The following is a 19,547-nucleotide window of genomic DNA, read 5'->3' as shown; positions in this document are numbered from 1 at the left end:
ACAAGACGGTGTCTATGCGCTCTATTTTTCTCACCATCGGCTAACGCAAGTCGACCTACGCGACACCGCCTAAACTGTTACCCATGTCCTGGCACGTGTGTTACCCATGTCTCCGGTCCATACAGCCACGCAGAGAAAAGTGACTCGCCCTCCGAAGGAGGACGAAAGCTCTTGATCTTCGGGGGCTTGGGGCGGGTAAATTAGTTCGATGTAACCGCTTCCCGAAACGTCGCGGTTTGGATTGGGTGCTGGAAGATAGGCAGGAGAAGTCCACGTGACGCAGCAGGCGCAGTTCATTGACGACAGGATGGCCGCGCTACTCGAGACGGATGAGGATCTGCGGCGCATGGTGGCGGGGGACTGGATGCGGTATCGCGCATCGCCGGCTCTCCAGGCGTTGACGCGCGAGGCGAACGCGGTATGTGCGGTGATCAATCGCATCTACTACGACGATGCCGAGGAGGCGATGCGCCTTTTCCACGGGCTCGTTCCCGGCGCTGGCGCGGGGATCGATTTCCGCCCGCCGATCCGGATCGACTATGGCTCGCGCCTGGTCATCGGCGACCGTACATTCATCAACGCCGATTTCATGGTCATCGGCGGCGGTGCGATCACCATTGGGGCGGACTGTCTCATCGGGCCGCGCTGCGGTATCTACACCCCCAATCACGCGGAGGACATCGCGCGCCGCCTCGAAGGCTGGGAGCTGCCCAGGGCGGTCAGCATCGGCAACAACGTGTGGATAGGCGGCTCGGTCACGATCACGCCCGGCGTCACGATCGGCGACAACAGCATCATCGGCGCGGGCTCCGTGGTCACCCGCGACATCCCGCCTGGCGTCGTCGCTGCCGGGAATCCATGCCGCGTCATCCGGCCGATTGCTGGAGGGTGAAGAAATTTTGGGAGTGGCTACTTACACATGGTTGATCGTGTGTCGAGCACCACTGGATTAGTCACGTTCCCGTTTCCCCAACGTCCGCACGATCAGAACAGCCAGCAACGGAATGCTGATCGCGTAGATGTATTGCGTGCGCGATACGCCGATGTTGAACGGGAACCAGATGCCCGGCACGCCGATCGGATCGAGCAGTTCACTGCCGAACAGGGCGGCCAGCACCGTGGCCAGGGTGACGAGTGCCAGGATGCGGGGCGGGCTGCCGCGGACGATGCGCGCGATGAGCACGACGAACAGCGCGAGCGAACCCAGTCGACTGATGTTCGTCCAGGTCGGCAGGTCGGCCAGCGCGCCGACGATGCCGGCGATGCCCAGCGCGACGGCCAGCGCATCGACGCTTCGCGATGCGGGCAGGCGCCAGCGGTTCCAGGCCAGCAGCCAGGCGGTCATCGTCGGTACCCACATCACCGAGGCCAGCCACGCGTAGGTGCGCAGATCCTGCAGGTCGGTCCATGACACGATCGCGTTGTTGAGCCGCCGGGCTGCCGTCAGCGCCAGCGCGATGCAGGCGAACAGCAGGAAACCCCTGTGGTTGCTGCGTGAGCCGAACCCCAGCGCCAGGACGATGACCGCCAGCATGGCGGCCGGTTCGACCGCGTCGACGATGTAGCCGGCGATGGTCCGCCACCACTGCGCGCGGTGCAGCGCGTCGCTGGTGCGTCGCGGTGCCAGGATCGGCGCGGTATGCATGCCGCCGGCCTCCGCGCTGGAGCCGGAGCGGGCCAGCATGTAGGTGCGGACGGCGAGCACGCCGGTGGTGCCTGCCGCGTCGGCGGGCAGCGCGAACCGCAGCGGTCGTGTGCCGACCAGGCGCGGGTGGGGGCCGAGCCGGCCGGAGCCGCCCAGCAGTTGGCCGTTCCAGTACAGCGCATACCCGTCGTCGACCAGGGTCGGCCCCAGGATGTCCCATGACGCGCTGGTGTCCGGCACCGTCACCGTGCGTCGGTACCAGGCGTAGCCGTGATAGCCCGGGTGGCCGTGTGCGCTCCATCCGCCCACGTAATCGGGCAGGCCCACGTCGCCGTCGTGCTGGCCGGGCGGGGCGGTCAGATCCATCGTCTCCCAGCCGCTGTCGTCGATGTCGGCGGCCGCCCAGTGCGGATCGTCGCCGGTGTGGAACCGCCAGGTGCCATCGAGCAGAGTGGAGGCGGCGCGCAGCGGTGCCGGATCGGGACGGCCGCCGATGGCCAGGACAGCGATCATGGCGGCCACGGTCAGCAACGTCACGATGACGATGCCCGCGATCCATCGGCGTTGTGTCGCGTCGGCTGACGTTGCCGTCGAAGGGAGCGATGAAGACTTCATGCGGTGGCCTCTTTGCTGTGATGTAGATGTCGTCAAGCAGGCTGTCATCTGAGATGGGTGCGATGAGAGCTCCCGGATCTGGGCGGAAATTGACGTTTCACTGCCTCACCAAGGAGTGAAGGTCAGCGGCCATCAGCAACGGCGGATCACACCTTGTCGCCGAAGCTCAGGCCGCCGTGCGCACGGCCACCATCAGGCACATCGTGACGTTCAAGGTGGCATGCACCAGCCATGGCCCCAGGATGGAGCCCGACCTGATGCGCACCCAGCCCATCGCCAACGCCAGCAGGAAGACCAACGGCAGCAGCATCCACATCTGCGGCATCGTCTGCAGGATCAGCAGATGGGGCAGCAGGAAGATCAGTGCCTGCAGCAGGTTCGCCCACGCCAGCGGCAACCGTCGCGCCAGGCTCCCGGCGATCAGACCGCGGAATACCAGCTCCTCCACGAAACCGGTCTGCACCACACCGTAAAGCAGCGCCATCACGACAGCCTGCATGCCCAGCCCCAGCCCGGCAAAGACCCGCTGCGGCGATCCTTCCCGCAGGAACGGCGCCATCGGCGGTTGCCACAGCAGCAGCACGCATGCCACGACCAGCGCTGTCGCCGCACTGATCAGCAGATAGCGGGCGCTCGATCCCTGCAGGCCTGTGCGACGTGCGATGTCGGCGAGGTGCCGCCGATGTCGCCATTTATGCCAGAAGAAATAACCCAGGAACGGCACGCCCGCCAGCAACAGGACCGCCATCAGCGCATTCACGGCAGGTGATACAAGCCACATGGTTTTTCCCTGTTTTGCGAGAACGGGGATCCGGAGTGGCCGGGCTTTCGAGCTACCTTCCACAATCCGGCAGTTGCGCCGATGCTGTTACGGCCGTCACGGGCGCCACAACTGCCATGCGTCATACAACCCCGCATTCCATCGTCACGTTCGGCGCCAGGTGATTCGTCGAGCCCGCTATTTCGCCCGTGCCATGCATCGCTGCCAGCGCTGGTCCACGCGCCCGGCAAACCATGCGGTGGTGAGCTTGCGGGTGATCTTGGGGCTCTTCAGCGTGATGCCCGGCAACTGCGCGCGCGGCAGCGGTTTGTGGTCGATGGCATCGGCCAACGCATACACGCGGGCGTAGAGTTTGCTGTCTGCAAAGTCGAGACTCTCGCCCTGTTCCAGCGCGCGATGGATGGCCCGATCGCTCATGTCCAACGGCGCGGACAAACTGCGCACGGCCCGTTCCGTGGCACCGGGGCGGTCGCCGAAACCGGCGCCCGGCGGCAGCAGGTCGCCATCCAGCGCCAGCGGAATGCCGGAAGCGACGCTCACCGCCTGCTGGAACGCGGCGTTGCGGCTGGCGTACCAGCCGGCGTTGAAATCGGCGAAGCGATAGAGCGGCTGCGGGTAATCCACGGGGTAGCCGAGCAGGTGCGCGATGCCGAAGTACATGCCACCGCGCCGGCTGAACACCTCGTCACGGATCGAACCTTGCACCGGATACGGATAGTCCTGCGCGTGCGCCTCGGCGAACGCGATGCTCACCTGCATCGGCCCGCCGGTGTGCACCGGGTTGAAGTCGCCGAACAGGCGCTTGCCCAGCGGCACCATGCCGATGAAATCCTGGAAAATCCCGCTCAACTGTTTCTCGGTGCGCGCTGACGCCAGCCGTTCGCTGTAGCGGCGGCCATCGGGCGACTTCAACCACAGCGCCGCATCCACCAGGAAACCGGGCACGTATTTCGCCCCGGCGCGGCGGTCGATCTCCTGCCGCGCGATCTTCGCCAGCCCCGGCACCACCGGGTCGACCTTGAAACCCGATTCCTGCTCGGCCACCGCCAGCACTGCACACAGGTTGGACGCCTGCGGTTCGATATCTTGCGCCGCGAAAGCCACCTGGATGTCGGTGGCCCAGCCCTCGCGATCGGTCACGCCGGCGGGCATCAACCGCACGATCTGCGCGCGCACCTGTGCCGGGCTGCGCGGCGGCTGGGTTGGCTGGGAGGCGCAGCCCGCCAGCAACGCTGCGGCCAGCCATGCGGCTAGGTGGCGATGCAAGGCGGGTCGGGAAGGATGGTCGGGCGCTGCAGCGGGCATGTTCATGTCAGGCCGGTCATCCGCCAGAACAGGGGCAGGGATGTTCTGTACAGGGAGTGCAGTGAAGCAGCAAGTCGATGACTCGCGCTCACCGCACAAAAATCCGGCTGCGGACGGTGCCCGCCGCCGTGGCGTTTCTCTCGGGTGCATGCCGAAACCGTGGCCGCCTTGTCGCCATCACGATTCAACAAAACGCTGCAGCCGCGTCAGCGCCGCGCCCCACTGTGCGCTGATCGTGTCCAGCGCCTGGCGTGCCTCGTCCAGCCGGGCCGGCGTGAACTCCCACAATCGCTCGCGGCCCTGGCGCAGGTCCTGGACCAGGCCGGCGTCGGCAAGTACCTGCAGATGCTTGGTGACGGCTTGGCGAGTGATGTTGGTGCCCGCGGTGAGCTGGGCAATCGACAGCGCGCCGCCGGCACACAGCGCGACGACCAGCCGCAGCCGGGTGGCATCGCCCAGCGCGGCGAATACCGGCGCGCTGGCGGACAACGCGCCGGCCTTGCGCCGTGGGCGTTCAGTGCGCGGCGACATATTTCTCGATGTTGCCCATCTGCATGGCCCAGCCACCGGCGTTGGCGCGCAGCGCGGCGTCGCGGCGCGCGACCGGCAGCTGATCGAAGCCCGACTCGGCAAGCCGCAGCATGATGCCCTCCGTCACCGCTTCGAGTTCGAAGGTGACCAGGGTGGTCGGCTCCTTCTCGTAGTCCATGCCCGGCTCGATCGCGTAAGGATGCCAGCGCCAGGCAAACACGCGCATCGGCTCGATGCGTTCGACGTACAGCGTGAATGGCGTGCCGGCATGCGGCGCCTGCAACTTCGCGACTTCGGCGTCGACCTGGGTGGGCTGGATCGTGCCGGTGATCGGCTGGCCGGCGACGAAGGGGCCGTCCAGCGCCATGCCGAACCAGGCACCGAACGCGCGGGCATCGGTCAGTGCGCGCCACACCCGTTCGAGCGGTGCGCGCAGCAGGATGTGTTGTTCGATGCGATCAGTAGACGAACCCATGGGCGATCCTCGATGGCAACCGGGAGGTTGCATGATGCATGAGCCATGGCAGACATGCAACCTTAAGGTTGCCAAACTCCTGGCGTTGGTTCGGCGAATGAAAACAGAGCGGCTTCACCGAAAATCCTTTACGGGTTTGAGGCAGGGCCCATCACCGACAGTCGGGCAGCGACACGGTTTGCGCCCCGCCGTCATAGCTCAGGACGCGGCCTGCACTGCCCTGCTTGCAGGTGATGCGAAAGGCGAGTTTCGCTGCCATGTCCCGATAGTGCCCCTGACGCGCAGCAAGCTTCAGCGTGTGCGAGGTGTCGTTCCAGCGCATGGCGATGGTGGCGTACTGGCCCTTCTGATAACCGTAACCGTCGCCTGCATCATCGTAATAGGTGAGATCGCCATCCTTGCCGGGGAAAACGCGCAGTTCCGTCGGCTCATCACTCGGTGCGTCGGCATAGGGTTTGACCGGGCCCAGGGGCAGAATGGAACCCGCACGGATGAACAGCGGAATATGCGCCAGCGGTGTCGCTGCCGACACGGTGCGCCCGCCTGCTTGTCGCGCGCCAGTCCAGAAGTCGTACCAGCCATCCGGGCCAGGCAGGTAGACGTTGCGCGCGGTGGCGCCCGCTTGCAGCACCGGTGCGACGAGAACCTCCTTGCCGAACATGTACTGGTCCGTCACCGCCAACGCCTTGGGGTCGGTGCGGAAATCGAATGCCAGCGCGCGCATCATCGTGCCTTGATGGGCGGTGACGTCCCATGAGGTGGCATAGATATAGGGCAGCAAGCGGTAGCGCAGTTTCACATCGTCGATCAGGATCTTTTGCGTGGCGGGGTCGAACGTCCATATCTCCTTGCCGTTGCCGGCGCCGTGAATACGGAACATCGGATTGAACACACCGAACTGGTGCCAACGCACAAACAACTCGGTATAGCCGGGGTCCTTCGCCTGGTCGGGGCTGAAGAAGCCGCCGATGTCCGCCGACCAGTAAGGGATGCCGCTCATCGAGAAATTCAGCGCTGCCGGAATCTGACGCCGCAGCGTTTCCCAGCTGGCATGGGTGTCGCCCGACCAGGTGATCACGCCGTTGCGCTGCTGGCCGGCATAGGCCGAGCGCGACAGAATGAAAACGCGCTTGCCCGGCTGGTCACGCAGCATGCCGTCATGCACGGCCGAGGTATGCAGCAGCGGAAACGCGTTGTTGACGACGATGCCCGGACCGGCTGCCGTGGCGATTTCGCGCATCTCGCCGGTTGCGCCACCCAGTTCGGCCTCATCGCCATCGAGCCACCAGCCATCGAACCCGTAGACACCAAGACGCGCCATGACCTGCTGCCAGTAAAGGGCGCGCCCTTGCGGATTCCAGGCGTCGTACCAGCGCCCCCAGCCGGGCGGATAAACGTTCGGATAGACGCCGGGAAGCACCGCGCCGGCCTTGCTCAACGCGGCCAGATTGTCGATGCCCGGATCAAAGCGTGGCCACACGGAGATGATGGTGTGGACGTGCATGGCGTGGATGGCCTCCACCATTGCGGCCGGATCGGGGTAGCGAGCCGGATCCATGCGATGGCTGCCCCATTGCCCGTCCCGCCAGTACTGCCAGTCCTGCACGACGGCATCGATCGGCACACCCATCTTGCGGTAGCGCGCCGGAATCGATTCCAGCTCATCCTGCGTGGCGTAGTGCTCCTTGGATTGCCACATGCCCCAGGTCCAGCGGGCCATCATCGGCACATCGCCGGTCAGCCAGCGATACCCGGCGATGACGTCGTGGATTTCCGGCCCGGCGATAAAGTCGTAATCGATGCCCGGGCCCGCTTCGTTATGAACGACCAGCGGGGGCTTGCCCGCCACGCCGACATCGACGTCCATCACCGAGGCGTTGTTCCACAACAGGCCAAACCCCTGCGGTGACACCATCATCGGTACGGCGACATCGGTATTGGCCTGTTGCAGATGAACCCTGGCCCCGCTGTAGTCGAGCAGGCCATTCTGGTGCTGGCCGAGGCCATAGATGGGCGTGTGCGTCAGGAAATCCTGCCTTGTCCCCACGCCGATATCACGATCACCCTCCTGCAACAAAAGATGGTGCGCCTTGTCGAAAAAGCTGACGCGCGCAGTCGCCTTGTCGACCTCGACGTTCAGGTCGCTGGTCTTCAGTACATATGCGGCGCGGGTTTCGCTGATCTTGAATTGAACCTTGGACGCCGTGGCGATGACGGCGGGGTTGTAGTTGCCCGCATAGCCCGGCGTACCAAATTCGACGTGCACGATCCGGCTCGTCCACGGCGCGAGATGCAGGACGCCTTTTTCGGTGGAAAGCGCCAGCCCCGTGTTCGAGTCGAGCCTCGCCTTGACAGTGTCCGCATGGGCTTGCACACCAGTCATGAGCGCGAGCGAGCAAACCAGCGTGATGAATCGCAATGGGGGCACAGGCGTCTCCGTTATCTTTGAAGAACGTGCCGCCCCTGGACAGGCATCAAGCCGCGCGCCTTCGTGAATCGCACGATTCACCCGGCAGGAGTTCGGGCGGCGGGTGGTGCCCGCCGCCTCGGCGTGCGCGTTGTTTGCAGTCGGCGCTTGGGTACGAGACTCAAGCCGCCGGCTTGATCCAGCCGTGCATCGTCAGCCAGCGGGAGAAGTCGCCGAACCAACCGGTGCTGGTGGTTGTTTTCTGGTACATGCCGAAGCCGTGGCCGCCTTGCTCATACAGGTGGAATTCCACCGGGCGCTTGGCATCGCGCCAGCTCTGGATGAGGCCGAAGCCGGCGTTGCCGAAGAACGGATCGTCAGCGGCCAGCGCCACGAACATCGGCGGCGCGTCGGCCGGTACTTTCACCGCCGCCAGCGGGCCGTAGATGAGGCCGATGAAGGCGGGCTTGGCGGCCTTGACGTTCAGTTCGGTGGCCAGCGTCAGCATGGCGCCAGCGGAGAAACCCACCATGCCGACCTTGTCGGGGTCGACGTGCCATTTGGCGGCGTTCTTGCGCACCAGCTCGAAGGCGGCGCGCGAGTCGGCAAGCTGCGGCGCCAGATCGGAGATGACGTCGCTTGCCTTCGGCTCCGGTCGCTTCGCGGTCGACGAGAACATCTTCTTCATCGACTCTTCGAAGCCGGCCATGTCCTTGGGCGTCTGCTTGAGCCGGTACTTCAGCACGAAGGCGGCGACGCCCTGGGCGGCAAGCGCCTTGGCCACGTCCGAGCCTTCGTTCTCCATCGACAGCGTCCTGAAGCCGCCACCCGGCGCGACGATGACCGCTGCACCAGTGGCCTTGCCCGCATCGGGCAGGTAAGGCGTGAGCGTGGCGACGGTGACGTTGCGCGCGAAGGTGCTGCCGTACTGGCTGTGCCACGACTCGCTCGCCGTGGCATTCGGCAGCGCGCCCGTTCCCAGCTCGATGGCGTTGGCCTGCGCGGGCGTGGGGATCGGGGTCATCTTGTCGTTCTGCGCCTGGGCCGGGGCGGCGAGGGCGAACGCAAGTGCCAGGCCCAGGGTCAGGCAGGCGTTACGGCTGGAACGGCGCACTTTCGTCATGCTTTCCACTTGCTTCACGCGATCTCTCCTTCATGGTCGATGGTCCGTTTGATCTTACGTAAAAAATTGCGCGTGTGCGTTTGCAATCCATCAATCGACAGCGGTTTTGTACATTCTTTTCGAACTGCCATATTCGTTTAGCCATCTATATTTCGTCGGTTTTGTTATCACAGTCGCTGCTTGCCGAACATCACGGCCATCGGCCGCACACCCGGCCCGCCGCGGGTACTTTTTGGTCGGGGCTTCTCCACGGCGGGAGATACAACCAGTAGAGGGTTTTCCCGCGCTTGTCGCCGGGGGCATGGAGTCGGGATGGGAAGGCCGGCCGCGATGCGTTATACCTACGCGGAGGGCACGGGCGGCACGGCGCATGTGGGCGCCACATCGGACGCCGTCGGCACGGGCTTGCGTTGCCGGAGGCGATGGTTTCGCGCGCGGCTGTCGCAACGGCGGCCGGCAGCAAGGAGAGAACGGCATGACGATGACGAGGCGCGAGATGCTGGGCGTAATGGGTGTATTGGGCGCCGGTGCGGTGGCAAGTGTGTTGCCGCGTTTTGCGTGGGCGGCCGGCGGCGGTTATCCGTGGCCGCTGGGCGTGCAGCTGTGGTCGGTAAAGGCCGAACTGGATCAGGATTTCGAAGGCACCCTGGCACAGCTTGCGACGCTGGGTTACCGCGAAATCGAAACGGCGGGCCTGCATGGCCGCACGCCGCAGGCGTTTCGCGAGGCGATCGTGCAGGCCGGGTTGAAGCCGGTGAGCGCGCATTTCTCGATGGGCGACCTGTTCGGCGATGCCGCCGCCCGTATCGCCGAGGCGCAGGCGATGGGCGTCCAGTGGATCGTGGCGTCCTCCCCGCGGCCGGACAAACCACTGGGGGAGGGTGACTGGATCCCGGCGATCCGCGATGCCATGACGCTCGATGCCTGGAAGAAGAACGCGGCCGAGCTCAACCGGATCGGTGCGCTGGCGAAGGCGGCGGGGCTGAAGCTCGGGTACCACAACCACCCGATCGAGTTTGCCGAGTACGACGGACAGCGCGGCTACGACGTGATCCTGGAACACACCGACCCGACGCTGGTGAAGCTGGAACTGGATGTCGCCTGGGCGGTGGCCGGTGGCGTCGATCCGATCGCGCTGCTGAGGAAGCATGCCGACCGGATCCGCCTGCTGCATATCAAGGGTCTCAAGGCACGGCCCGCACCGGGCACCTATGGCAACGATTTCGCGAGCGGAGTGATCGGCACCGGCGACGTGATCGACTGGCCGCCGATCTTCGCCGCCGCACGCAAGGCCGGCGTGGTGCACGCGTTCGTCGAACAGGAGCCGCCGCATATCCAGCCGATCATGGAATCGCTGGCGGCGTGCCGCGACTATCTGCAATCGCTGTAATCCAGCCACCAACGGGGAAGCGCCATGATGGGCAGGAAATTCACGTTTGGAGCCGTGGTGATGGCAGGGGCGATGCTGCTGGGCGGAGCGACAAGCCCAGCCTTGGCGAAGGATGTGCGCCCGGCGATAACGGGCGTGTCGCATCTGGCCGTCTATTCGACCGACCGCGCGGCCAGCGAGCATTTCTACACCACCATCCTGGGCGCCAGGAAAGGCGCGGACCCGGAGACGGCCGCGGGCGCACGTTATTACTTCAGCCCCCAGCAATTCGTCGAAGTGCTGCCCGCACCGGCGCATCACGGCAAGAGCATGCTGGCGCACGTGGCGTACAACACCGCCGATGCGGCAGCCATGCGTGCCTATCTGCTGGCGCGTGGGGTGACCGGGACGAGTGCGCTGCATCACGGAGAAGACGGCGAGTGGTTCTCGGTGCACGACCCGGAAGGCAACGAAGTGCAATTCGTGCAACCGGCCACCAGCGACACCACCGCCGTGGCCGGTGCGATCAGCGGGCGCATCATCCACGTCGGTTACCTGGTCCACGACCGTGCCAGGGAAGATGTGTTCTACCGCGATATCCTGGGCTTTCGCCCTTACTGGCACGGCGCGATGAAGGAAGGCGCGGTCGACTGGATATCCCAGCAGGTACCCGATGGAACGGACTGGCTGGAATACATGATGGTGGGCCCGGGCTCGACGGTACCGCTCGACCATGTCGACGCCCATCAACTGGGCGTGCTCAACCACCTCTCGCTGGGCGTACCGAACATGGAGGCGGCGGTGACGACGCTGATCGACCAGGACCGCTTGAGCCCACGCCACGACGGCCCGCAAATGGGTCGCGATGGCAAGTGGCAGGCAAACCTCTACGATCCGGACGGCACTCGGGTGGAGCTGATGGAGTTCCAGCCCGTGGCCAAACCGTGCTGCTCTCCGTTTACGGCCGAGAGCCCGAAACAGTAAGGCGTTGTGCGGTGCACCCCGCTGCGTCGGGTTTGCCGCCGCAAGTTCCGTTGAATGGGCCGGCGGGGAAAAGTAATTCGCCCTCCAGCGGAGGGCGAATTACTCGAGCGTCGACGTCAACGAAGCAAGGTGCTGGTGGCGATCACCGCGGACTGTTCCAGCGCAGAAAATTTCGAGACGTCACACGATCCTGTTCTGCCGGATCACTTCCTTGTACCAGGCCGCGCTGAGTTTCGGGGTGCGCTTTTGCGTGGCGAAGTCGACGTAATGCAGGCCGAAGCGTTTGGTGTAGCCGTCTGCCCATTCGAAGTTGTCCAGCAGGCTCCACAGGAAATAACCCTTCAGCGGATAGCCTTCGGCGACGGCGTGCTGGAACTGCCCGACGTAGTTGCGCAGGTACATGATGCGGTCGGCATCGTCGATGTGGCCGTCGGTGACCGGATCGTCGGCGGAGGCACCGTTCTCGGTGATGTAGATCGCCTTGGGGTTCCACAGCTCGCTGGTCATGCGCACGCCCCAATACGCCACCTCGGGACCCACGACGAGCCACGGCGAGGCCATGCGCGGCGACGAGGGGATATGCGGGATGTATTTGTAGCCGGCGGGGCTGTCATCGGCGCGCACCCATTCCGGCGCGTAGATGTTGAGCCCCACGAAATCGAGCGGGCTGCTGATGATCTTCATGTCGCCGGGCTCTACCTTCGGTGCGGCGGTGCCTTCCTGTTTCAGGTATTCGTCGATGTAGCGCCCTTCCATGATTGCCGTCATGAACATCGCGTTGTTCTCGCGCGTGGCCTTTTTCGCGGCAGCGATGTGCTCGGGCGTGTCGAACGCGGGCAGGAAGAAGACGGTGTTGTCCGCCAGCCCCACCTGCGTGCCGGGCTTGCTGTGCGCGCGGATCGCCTGGACGGCCAAACCGTGGCCGAGGATGCCGTGGTGGCGGACCTGGTTGACCTCGGCCTGGGGCAGTTTCAACCCCGGCGCCTTGATGCCGGAGCCATAACCCTGATCGGTGAAGCAGCGCAGCTCGTTCACCGTCATGAAGTGGTGCACGCGGTCGGACAACTGGCTGGCGACGAAGCCCGAATAGTCGGCCAGCGCATAGGCGGTGTCGCGGTTCTGCCAGCCGCCGGGCAGCGCGGCGGGAAGATCCCAATGGAACATCGTGACGTGGGGCTCGATGCCCGCCGCCAGCAGCGCGTCGATCACCTTGTTGTAGTGATCCACACCCTTCTGGTTCGGCTTGCCGCGCCCCTCGGGGAAGATGCGTGACCAGGCAATCGACAGGCGGTAGTTGCGCACGCCCAGATTCTTCAGCAGCTCGATGTCTTCCGCATAGCGGTGGTAGCTGTCGCAGGCCACGTCGCCGTTGTCGTTGTTGGCCACCTGCCCGGGCGTGTGGGAGAAGATGTCCCAGTTGGTCTTGCCGCGCCCGTCCTCGTCGACGGCACCCTCGATCTGGTAGGCGGCCGTGGCGCAGCCCCAGCGAAAATCCTTGGGGAAGGTGTAATGGATTGGATGGATGCGCGGTCGCGCCGATGTGGCTTCCATGGCCTTGGCGGCCGATGCCGCGGCCAGGCCTTTTCCGAGTGCCAGGGTGGAGGTGGCGGCGCCGGTGCCAAGCACCAGGCCCGTCCGCAAGAAGTCCCGTCTTTTCATCGCTGTCCCTTCCTGTGAGTTTGCACGATAGGTAGTTGCCGACACCGGCGGTAAAGATCGCATGATGCATCCGAACGGGGCCGCTCCGCGATGGAGCGGCCCCGCACGGTCAAGGCTGCAGCGACACCACGGTCACCGACGCGGGTGGCAGGGTCAGCACGATGGCGCCGTTCTTCAGCGCGCCGCTGATCGACCGGGGCGCCACGGTGCGCGGATGGTCGAAGGTGTTGACGCTGTCGACCTTCGGCGCGCTGAGGGTCTGGCCGTTTGCCGAGGTCGCCTTGAAGCCCAGCGCGGCGGCGTCGACGTCCAGCGGCCGGTTCGGATCGAGGTTGGTCAGCGACAGCCAGACCTTGCCGTCCTTGCCCCTGGCGGCGATGGCGTCGAGGCGCGGCAGGGTGGTGTCGCCGTGCACGTAGGAGCCGGCGTCGTAGCTGACGGGGATGAAGGTGGCGTCCTGGAACGGTACGTACATCTTGAAGACGTCGTAGGTCGGCGTCAGCACCATCTTCGGGCCGTCGGTGAGGATCATCGCCTGCAGCACGTTGATCATCTGCGCGATGTTGGCCGCGCGCACGCGGTCGGCGTGGCGGGCGAAGATGTTGATGTTGAGGGCGGCCAGGATGGCGTCGCGCTGGCTGTTCTGCTGCATCAGGAAGGCGGGGTTGGTGCCCGGCGTCGGCGCCAGCCATGCGCCCCACTCATCGACCACCAGCGCGATCTTCTTCTCCGGATCGTATTTGTCCATCACGGCGGACTGCTTGTCGATCAGCGGGCCCATCTTCAGGGTTTCCTTGATCACGTGCGCGTAGGCCGATTCGTCGAAACCGGTGGACGGCATGTGCGGCGGCCAGCCGTCGTAGATGGTATACGAGTGCAGCGACAGGCCCTGGATGTCGAACGACCAGCCATGGCGTTCCTTCCATGTCTTCATCACCGCCTCGGTCCAGGCGGTGTCGTCGGTGCCGGGGCCGACGGCAATCTTCATCGACGGCTCCTTCGCGTTGTAGCTGCCCACGAAGCGGGCGTAGCGGCGCAGCTCGGCGGTGTATTCGTCCGGCGTCATCAGGCCGCCGCAATCCCAGCTCTCGTTGCCGATGCCCATCATGGCGACGCGGTAGGGCGCGGGGTGGCCGTTGGCGGCGCGCAGCTTGGCCAGCGTGGTGGGCTGGTCGGCGGTCATGTACTCCATCCAGTCCTGCGCCTCGGCCACGGTGCCGGAGCCGACGTTGAGCGAGATATAGGCCTCGGCGCCGACCTGCTTGGCGAAGTCCATGAACTCGTCGGTGCCGAAGGCATTGGAGTCGACCACGTTGCCCCAGGCCGTATTGACGCGCGTGGTGCGGTTGGGGCCGATGCCGTCACGCCAGTGGTAGCTGTCGGCATAGCAGCCGCCGGGCCAGCGCACGTTGGGCACCTTGATCGCCTTCAGCGCGGCCACGACGTCGTTGCGGATGCCGCGCGTGTTGGGGATGGAGGAATCCTTGCCCACCCAGATGCCGCCGTAGATGCCATGGCCGAGCTGTTCGGCGAACTGGCCGAAAAGGTGGCGATCGATGGTGGCGCCGGGCTTGCCGGCATCGACGGTGAGCCGGATCGCCCGGTCGGCGGCGTTCGCTGGCGCCGTGGCGGCGAAGGCGGTGGCCAGCGCGCACAGGCCGACGGTCATGAGATGACGCATGGGATGTCCCCTTGGATGGTCGGTGGATGGTCGGGTGAGCAAGGACGGGGGCACGATGGCGGGTTGGGGGTGTAGCGACGATTCCCTGATCCGCACCGGCGGCCGTCCGAACGGCTGAGCATGAAACAAAACACGGTGTCAGGGCCAGTTCCCGCCGCCGCCGGCCGTGCGGCGGCGCGGCGCGCTGCGCTTTAGGGTGGCGGCTGGGTAAGATGGGCGGCACAACCCTGGTGGGGTGCATCGGGGCAGGGGGGCCGCATGAGGTCATCGAATCGGACCAGCGCAGGGAGACTTCGGGTGGTCGTGGCCGGTACGACGTTTCCGGTGGGCGGTTCGCGGGCAGGGCGCGGGGATTCCGCCATGCACCAGATGTCCCATGGCGCGTAATCCGCCAGCCATTGCGTGGCGGCGGCGCCTGGGCGCGTTTGGCCTGGCTGTTGCCCTGCTTCTCTGCGGCACCGCGGCCCTGGCCGATGCGCCGGCGACGGATTCGGCAACCTTGCTGGCGCAGGCGACGGCGATCCGCGCGAAGGATCATCCGCGCTTTCTGCAGATGCTGGACCAGCTTCACCGCCGCCAGCCGACGCTGTCGTCCAACCAGCAATGGCAGCTGCGTCTGCTGGATGGATGGGAGGCGTTGTTCGAGGGGCAGTATGCGAAGGCCGAGCCGCTGCTTCGCGATGTCGTTGCCCACGGCGACCTGGATCAGCAGAGCCTGGCGAACGGCATGTTGCTCAACATGCTGGCCATCAAGCACCGCTATGACGAGGCTTTTGCGCTGGCCGAGCAGCTGTCGGCCGTGCTGCCGCGATTGCGCGACCGCCACGCTGCTTACGTGGTGTTGTCGCAACTTTCCCAGCTGATGGCGTCGGCCGAGCAGGTGCAGCCGGCGGTCGACTATGCCCGGCAGATGGAGCGGCTCACCCCGCCCGGCGAGTCGCTCTGCCGACCCTACGTCTACCTGTTCGGTGCCTTGAACGCCAAGGGCGACCTGCCGCCCACCGACCCGGCCTATCGCAAGGCGATCGACACCTGTGTCGCGGCCGGCGAACCGATTTACACCAATACGGTGCAGCTGGACCTTGCCCGGCGGCAGGCGGACGTGGGCGATGCCGCCGCGGCGCTGGCCTTGCTCAAGCGCATCGCGCCGGGCGTCATGGCGCAGAACTATCGCGCCCATGTCTACGTGCTTCAGAGCACGTTGGGTTATGCGTACTGGGTCAGCGGCGACGCGGCGTTGGCCAAGCGGTGGGCGCTGGCAGCGTTGGCGACGGATGCGAAGGGCGATTTCGAAGGGCTGTCGGAAAACGTCTATCGCGTGCTTTACGAAGTGGAGAACAAGGCCGGCGATTACCGCGCCGCACTGGACTATTACCGACACTACAAGGATGTGGAATTCCGTTCGGTCAACAACACCCAGGCCATCGCGCTGGCCTACCACGCCGTCCACCAGCAACTGGCCATCCACAAGCTGCAGGTAGCCGAGCTGGGCAGGCAGAACAGCCTGCTGGAACTGCAGCAGGCGCTGGACCGCAAGGCGATGGAAGCCAGTCGGCTTTACGTTGCCCTGCTGCTGGTCGTGCTCGCCTCGATCGGCTTCTGGCTGATTCGGCTCAAGCGCTCGCAGCTGCGCTTCAAGAGGCTGGCGCGCCGCGACAGCCTCACCGGCATCCTCAACCACCAGCATTTTGTGTGGGAGGCCGAGCAGGCACTGCGCTACGCGGAAAAATCCTCGCGCCCTGTCTGCGTGGTGGTCATCGACCTGGACCACTTCAAGCGTATCAACGACACCTACGGGCATGCGGTGGGTGACGCCGTGCTGATCCGCATCACCGCGCTGTGCCGCGCCCATCTGCGCTCCATCGACGTGTTTGGACGGCTGGGCGGCGAGGAGTTTGGCCTGGTGCTGCCGGAATGCTCACTGGATGATGCGATGGAGATCGTCGAGCGGATGCGTGCAGCCATCGCCACCACCCTGTTCGACGAACAGATCGTCGAAGGCGCGATATCGGCCAGTTTCGGGCTGGCCTCCACCGACGGCAATGGCTACGTGTTGCCGGCCCTGATGGCCAAGGCCGATGCGGCCCTGTACCAGGCCAAGCACCGCGGCCGAAACCGCATCGAGATGCACGCCGGGAACGCCAGCTTCGTGCCGGCGTGACGGTGGAAGGCCGCCAACACCATGAGCGCGGCCGCGTTTTGAAGTGCGTACACTTGCCGGGCGTCCTGCCCGCTGCCGTTTGCAAGCGACGAGTCTGATGGACGACCGCGGCCGGCCCGTGTTGGCCGGCGTGCATCCGGGTTGGGGGGCGTCATGGGTTTGGACAGAAAGTATCTGGTGTGGGCACTGGGTTATGCCGTGGTCGGCATGGGCGTGGGCATCTACATGGCCGCGTCGAAGAATCACGCGGAGTACGTGGCGCACGCGCACATCCTGCTGGTGGGTTTCGTGGTGTCGTTGGTGTACGGGCTGATCCACCGGCTCTGGCTGCACCAGCCGCGCAAGGCCATTGCCCGGACGCAGTTCGTGCTGCACCAGGCCGCCACGGTGGTCCTGCTTGCCGGATTGCTGCTGCTCTATGGCAACGCGGCATCCGAGGCGGCGCTCGAACCGTTTCTCGGTATCGGTGCCATCGGCGTTCTGTTGGCGATGCTGTTGATGATCTTCATGGTGATCAAGTACGCAACGGCCGCCGAGGTGGCCGCGCCGGAGCTTCTTCCTCCGGCCGCCTAGACGTCTCCAGCAGCCGCGCTGGATGGGCCATCAGCCTGGAGTGCGCCCCGGATTGATCGGGGTGGAGCGGTTTTTTTGCCGGCCCGGCACGGTCGATGCGCTTTCCTGGCCCGTTTCAGGCTTGCCGTGCGCGGTCGCCGAGTCAGGCCATGTAAATATTTCCGCGGCGTGGCGATGCTAGGTTGGACGACGCCCGAGCCGGTGACTGCGTCTGTGCCTGAGGTCGCCGGCTCCTTACCCGAGGAGAAGCCATGATCAACTCGACGATGCGAAAGGTGTCCGTTCCGCTGTTTATTGCGGCCGTGGCGCTGGGTGGTTGCACCCACTACGTGAAACAGGCGGACTTCGATTCGGCAATCGCCGAGTTGCGTGCCAACGACCAGAAGCAGCAGCAACAGCTGGATTCGCTGACCCAGGAAATGCAGCAGCGATTCGCCAAATACGATGCCCAGATCGCCCAGATGGGCGGCCGGGTACGCGTTGATACCGCGGCGCACTTTGCGTTCAACGACGCCACCGTGCGCGATCAGGACAAGCCCTTGCTGGATGATTTCGCCAAGGTCATCAGCAGCCACTATCCCGGCGCGACCGTCACCGTCGAAGGCTTTGCCGACCCCGCCGGCTCCAGGAGCTACAACCATCGCCTGGGCAAGCAACGTGCAAAGGCGGTGCGTGATTATCTGGTAGGCACGGGCCTGTCGGCCGACCAGCTGCGCGCCGTGAGCTATGGCGAGGACAGCAACCGCCAGGTGGATCGTGGCCAGTCGCGCGATGCGGGCGCATCCAACCGCCGTGTGACCCTGGTGGTGGATTTTGCCGGCAGCGCCAGCAACACGCAGGCCAGCGCCGGCTGATTGCCGGCAGATCACATGTGACATCCCGACAGGGGCGGGGCGCGCTTTTCCGAAAGTCGCGCGCCGCCCCTGTTTTTTGCCGCCGCGAGGTGACGTTGCGTTGATTTGACGCGCTGGATGCCCCGGTTTTCCGCGGCTGCCGGCCCGTTTGTGGCAGCACTGGTCAACGCGCCCGAAAAGGTTAGACTGGCCCCAGTAACCATTCCCGCCCCTCCCCAGGCGTGGAGGTTTCGACATGGTCATTCTGGCGTACGCAGCGTTGCTTGCTGTTGCCTCGACTGTTGCCCCGTCTGCACCGGTGACGCCGGTGTTGCCCGCCATGCCGCGCCCGGAACAGGTCATGGCATTGCCGCCCGAGCTGCGCACACAGTTGCAGGCGCAGGTGATTGACGGGGGTGGCTCGCGGCGGTCACGACTCGAGCGGTTGGCAGGTTTCCTGTTCAAGAAGACCGGCCTGGGCATGGAGTACGCGGTCGACGCCACGTATACCGTCGAACAGGCGTATCGCACGCGCAAGGCCAACTGCCTCACCTTCACCCTGCTGACCGTGGCGCTGGCGCGCGAAGCGGGCCTCGATGCCTATGGGCAGGAGCTGCTCGACGTCGTGTCGTGGCGCGCGGAGCAGGATGTTGTCTACGGCTTCAACCACGTGAACGCGGGAATCCTGATCGGTCAGTCGCACTACACGATCGATGTGGCGCGGGACCTGCTGACGGCGCGCAGCCCGCCCCAGCGGATTACCGACAAGCGCCTGCTGGCGCTGTACTACAACAACCGTGCCGCCGAACTGCTGGTTGGCGTCATGCCCTCGGTAGCCGATCCGTACATGGCGATGGCATTGAAACTGGCGCCGGACTATCCCAGCGCCTGGGCCAACGCGGGCGTGTTGAGCCTGCGCAAGGGCGACCGGGCAACCGCCGAACGCGACTACCTGAAGGCGCTGGAACTGGATCCGGAAAACTCCAGCGCACTGGTCAACCTGGTGACGCTCTACCGGGACGGAGGCGAGGAGGCGAAACGCGCCGCCTACGCACGGCGGCTGGAGAAGATCCAGGCGAAGGACCCCTACTTCGAGTTCGTGCAGGCCGAGGGCGAGGCAAAGAAAGGGGACTACGAGGCGGCCGCGCGGCACTATCGCCAGGCCATCCGCCTGTACGACAAGGAGTCCCGCTTCTTCACCGGGCTGGCCCACGCCTATCAGCAGCTGGGCAAGGAGCGCGCGGCCGAATCGGCCTTGAATCGCGCCGCCACGCTCGGCCGCAGCACGGCGGGGAACTAGCTTCCGGCGGCGCCCGGGACGCCTGCCAAAAGTTCAGTCCCGGTTGCCGCGCGGCGGCCTAAGCTGTGCACTGCGAAACCCCTATGCCGACGCCGCCCAGGCCGT

16 protein-coding genes are annotated in these 19,547 nt (G+C 65.4%); 7 read left to right on the top strand and 9 right to left on the bottom strand.

Features of this window, described 5'->3' with window-relative positions; translation table 11 throughout:
• Positions 1-274 precede the first annotated feature (274 nt).
• Positions 275-892 (top strand): sugar O-acetyltransferase, encoded by a 618-nt coding sequence (locus ACFPK0_RS16110; protein ID WP_377342161.1) that lies wholly within the window; start codon positions 275-277, stop codon positions 890-892.
• A gap of 57 nt (positions 893-949) precedes the next feature.
• On the opposite strand, the gene ACFPK0_RS16105 is transcribed toward ACFPK0_RS16110, so the two are convergent.
• From ACFPK0_RS16105 to ACFPK0_RS16075, 7 genes are all read right to left on the bottom strand, one after another.
• Positions 950-2,260, bottom strand: a complete 1,311-nt coding sequence (locus tag ACFPK0_RS16105; RefSeq protein WP_377342159.1) for a glycoside hydrolase family 2 — start codon at positions 2,258-2,260, stop codon at positions 950-952.
• A gap of 166 nt (positions 2,261-2,426) precedes the next feature.
• The gene (locus ACFPK0_RS16100; protein ID WP_377342156.1) at positions 2,427-3,041 is read right to left on the bottom strand and encodes a CPBP family intramembrane glutamic endopeptidase; all 615 of its coding nucleotides are present in this window, start codon (positions 3,039-3,041) and stop codon (positions 2,427-2,429) included.
• A gap of 177 nt (positions 3,042-3,218) precedes the next feature.
• Positions 3,219-4,346 carry a DUF1615 domain-containing protein gene (locus ACFPK0_RS16095; RefSeq protein ID WP_377342174.1) on the bottom strand — a complete coding sequence of 376 codons (1,128 nt, stop codon included), beginning with the start codon at positions 4,344-4,346 and terminating at the stop codon, positions 3,219-3,221.
• 177 nt (positions 4,347-4,523) lie between these two features.
• A complete protein-coding gene (locus ACFPK0_RS16090; RefSeq protein WP_056085548.1) occupies positions 4,524-4,877 on the bottom strand; it encodes an ArsR/SmtB family transcription factor in 354 nt (117 codons plus the stop codon).
• The gene (locus ACFPK0_RS16085) at positions 4,861-5,352 is read right to left on the bottom strand and encodes an SRPBCC family protein (RefSeq protein WP_377342153.1); all 492 of its coding nucleotides are present in this window, start codon (positions 5,350-5,352) and stop codon (positions 4,861-4,863) included. Before ACFPK0_RS16085 ends, ACFPK0_RS16090 begins: the two co-directional genes overlap by 17 nt.
• A 151-nt stretch (positions 5,353-5,503) precedes the next feature.
• Positions 5,504-7,618, bottom strand: a complete 2,115-nt coding sequence (locus ACFPK0_RS16080; RefSeq protein WP_377342151.1) for a glycoside hydrolase family 31 protein — start codon at positions 7,616-7,618, stop codon at positions 5,504-5,506.
• A 322-nt stretch (positions 7,619-7,940) separates the two neighbouring features.
• The gene (locus ACFPK0_RS16075) at positions 7,941-8,900 is read right to left on the bottom strand and encodes an alpha/beta hydrolase (RefSeq protein WP_377342149.1); all 960 of its coding nucleotides are present in this window, start codon (positions 8,898-8,900) and stop codon (positions 7,941-7,943) included.
• A 457-nt stretch (positions 8,901-9,357) separates the two neighbouring features.
• On the opposite strand from ACFPK0_RS16075, the gene ACFPK0_RS16070 reads away from it, so the two are divergent.
• Both ACFPK0_RS16070 and ACFPK0_RS16065 read left to right on the top strand, forming a co-directional pair.
• A complete protein-coding gene (locus ACFPK0_RS16070; protein ID WP_377342147.1) occupies positions 9,358-10,272 on the top strand; it encodes a sugar phosphate isomerase/epimerase family protein in 915 nt (304 codons plus the stop codon).
• A gap of 135 nt (positions 10,273-10,407) precedes the next feature.
• Positions 10,408-11,235, top strand: a complete 828-nt coding sequence (locus ACFPK0_RS16065; RefSeq protein ID WP_377342145.1) for a VOC family protein — start codon at positions 10,408-10,410, stop codon at positions 11,233-11,235.
• A 180-nt stretch (positions 11,236-11,415) separates the two neighbouring features.
• On the opposite strand, the gene ACFPK0_RS16060 is transcribed toward ACFPK0_RS16065, so the two are convergent.
• Both ACFPK0_RS16060 and ACFPK0_RS16055 read right to left on the bottom strand, forming a co-directional pair.
• On the bottom strand, positions 11,416-12,894 hold the full coding sequence (locus ACFPK0_RS16060) for a GH1 family beta-glucosidase (protein ID WP_377342143.1): 1,479 nt from the start codon (positions 12,892-12,894) through the stop codon (positions 11,416-11,418).
• A gap of 109 nt (positions 12,895-13,003) precedes the next feature.
• A complete protein-coding gene (locus tag ACFPK0_RS16055) occupies positions 13,004-14,575 on the bottom strand; it encodes an alpha-N-arabinofuranosidase (protein ID WP_377342141.1) in 1,572 nt (523 codons plus the stop codon).
• Positions 14,576-14,951: 376 nt separating this feature from the next.
• Between ACFPK0_RS16055 and ACFPK0_RS16050 the strand changes: the two genes are divergently transcribed.
• From ACFPK0_RS16050 to ACFPK0_RS16035, 4 genes are all read left to right on the top strand, one after another.
• Positions 14,952-16,736, top strand: coding sequence for a diguanylate cyclase (locus ACFPK0_RS16050; protein ID WP_377342139.1), 1,785 nt, complete (start codon positions 14,952-14,954; stop codon positions 16,734-16,736).
• Between the two features lie 153 nt (positions 16,737-16,889).
• Positions 16,890-17,309 (top strand): TonB-dependent receptor, encoded by a 420-nt coding sequence (locus ACFPK0_RS16045; RefSeq protein WP_377342137.1) that lies wholly within the window; start codon positions 16,890-16,892, stop codon positions 17,307-17,309.
• Positions 17,310-17,560: 251 nt separating this feature from the next.
• Positions 17,561-18,163, top strand: a complete 603-nt coding sequence (locus tag ACFPK0_RS16040; protein WP_377342135.1) for an OmpA family protein — start codon at positions 17,561-17,563, stop codon at positions 18,161-18,163.
• Between the two features lie 235 nt (positions 18,164-18,398).
• Positions 18,399-19,442 carry a tetratricopeptide repeat protein gene (locus ACFPK0_RS16035; protein WP_377342133.1) on the top strand — a complete coding sequence of 348 codons (1,044 nt, stop codon included), beginning with the start codon at positions 18,399-18,401 and terminating at the stop codon, positions 19,440-19,442.
• The last annotated feature ends 105 nt before the right edge of the window (positions 19,443-19,547 follow it).

It is taken from the genome of Rhodanobacter ginsenosidimutans (genome assembly GCF_042655685.1).
GTDB lineage: Bacteria > Pseudomonadota > Gammaproteobacteria > Xanthomonadales > Rhodanobacteraceae > Rhodanobacter > Rhodanobacter ginsenosidimutans.
Note: the sequence above shows the minus strand (reverse complement) of the source record. Positions and strands in the feature narration are given on the sequence as shown.